At 61.9% G+C, this 1,718-nt stretch carries 2 protein-coding genes; both read right to left on the bottom strand.

Features of this window, described 5'->3' with window-relative positions; translation table 11 throughout:
* Positions 1-925: FAD-binding protein (locus tag ABT116_RS44420; RefSeq protein ID WP_351646585.1), on the bottom strand; the 925-nt coding region annotated here is incomplete at its 3' end.
* Between the two features lie 148 nt (positions 926-1,073).
* A partial coding sequence (locus tag ABT116_RS44415; RefSeq protein WP_351646583.1) for a metal-dependent hydrolase occupies positions 1,074-1,718 on the bottom strand: 645 nt, incomplete at its 5' end.

The following is a 1,718-nucleotide window of genomic DNA, read 5'->3' as shown; positions in this document are numbered from 1 at the left end:
ATTGGCGGTCGGTGCCTCGCTGGGTTCGCCCCGTGGCTGCTACGCGGCTAAAGGTTGTCTCGTAACTCGGTGAGCTGGTCGGCGTTGGGTTGGTCTCGTAGGTACGCCCTGGCGAACCGGGAGCAGCAAAGAGTTCTTGCCACGGAATGTCGGTGAAACTCTGGCACCGTAGCCGATAATTCTCCCCGCCTTGCAGCGTCACGGAGGTGACGAAGGTTCGGCCCAGGTGAGTCAGGAAAGCCGTGATCTCGTCATCTGATCGGCGAAAAGTCTTCAGCCCGTATCGATTGCTGCCTTCGTCCCACGCCACCACCGTGATCTCGGTGATCAGATTGCTCAGCGAACCATACGATTGACCAGGGGTGATCGTCTCCCCTACCGCTGGATACGTTGCCCCGTGAGCGCCGATCGCCAGTGCCCCGGCGATGGACAGCTCACCGATCGCCGGAGAGTTCGCCCAGCCGAGCCCTTCTCGCTCGAGCGCTGTCAGAATGGCTTCGATACTGGCACCGGCGCCCGCCGTGATTGTTGCGGGCGTGCCGTGCTGCACCACAACCGAATTCAAGTTCGCCATCGTATCGACCAGCAGAACTCGATCCGAAGGCGCGCCGGGCACCACGGTCAACGGACTCCACCCGTGCATCGTTCCCTTCGCACGCACTGTGTACCCGTTGTCGAACGCCCAGTTGGCGAGGGTGACGACGTCGCCGCTGTGACGCGCCGTTGCAGTCCACACGCTGTCGAGCATGATTTCTCGCGACCAGTTGGCGTATGCCTGCTGTGACAGCGGAATGTCCGACGGAAATCCGGGCGGTGGCGCGATGGTCGATGCCGAACCCCAGGGCACTGCTCCCGCCGGCGCCCAGGAAATGCCCGCCAGCGCGGCAGCACCGGCACTCGCTGCGAGAAATCCGCGCCGGCTCACACCGTCTACTCCTGAGCTGTGCTCTGCCTTGGGTTCTGCTCGATGCACCACTGCTCACTCCGTCAGCCGACTCGGTTCATGTCAGGGACGAACGTAGAACAAATATGATTACGATGCCAGTGGTTCCGTAATAAAAGTTTTCCGAAGCTCACTGCACCATCGGAGCGAAGACGGCATAGATCGCTTCCGGGGCGCCGTCGAACGCACTGATGATCAACCACGCAGTCAGAACAGTCAGCGCCGGCCCGATCAGGATCTTCTCGAGGTTCCCACCTGCACGGATGGACAGGAATGACGGCAGCCGTTGTTCCCACCATCGCTTGCCGCCGAGCGGAATCAGGGGCGCGAGAAACGGCACCCCTTCCTTGGTGATCGCATCGCCGAGACAGTGCGTGGCGCAGCCCAGTGCCACCGCAACACCTAGCCCGGTGGATCCGGCCTCACTGGGATACCACTGCCAAGTGAGGGCGGAGAGCACCAACGCAACGGCGGAAACCGCGAGCCACCCCTTCTCCTTGGCCAATTCACCCGCCAACCCTCGGATGGCCAGCCCGAGGCAGAAGAACAGCGTGATGATGATGGCGGGCTTCCCGAATTGAACAACCAACGCAGAGACCCCGGCCCCCAGACCGGCGGCAAACAGTGCGGTGTGCGTGAGCGTCCGATGCCCACCACGACGCTTGCCGTCTTTCTTGCCTTTGGTGATGCGATAGAAGGTCACCGAAATTGCGTCAATACCTTTGGCCAGCGCTTTGCTGAGCGGACCGAATGATCGGGAAACCGTCGACTGACC

This window comes from Streptomyces sp. NPDC002130, from assembly GCF_040296465.1.
Taxonomy (GTDB): Bacteria; Actinomycetota; Actinomycetes; order Streptomycetales; family Streptomycetaceae; genus Streptomyces.
Note: the sequence above shows the minus strand (reverse complement) of the source record. Positions and strands in the feature narration are given on the sequence as shown.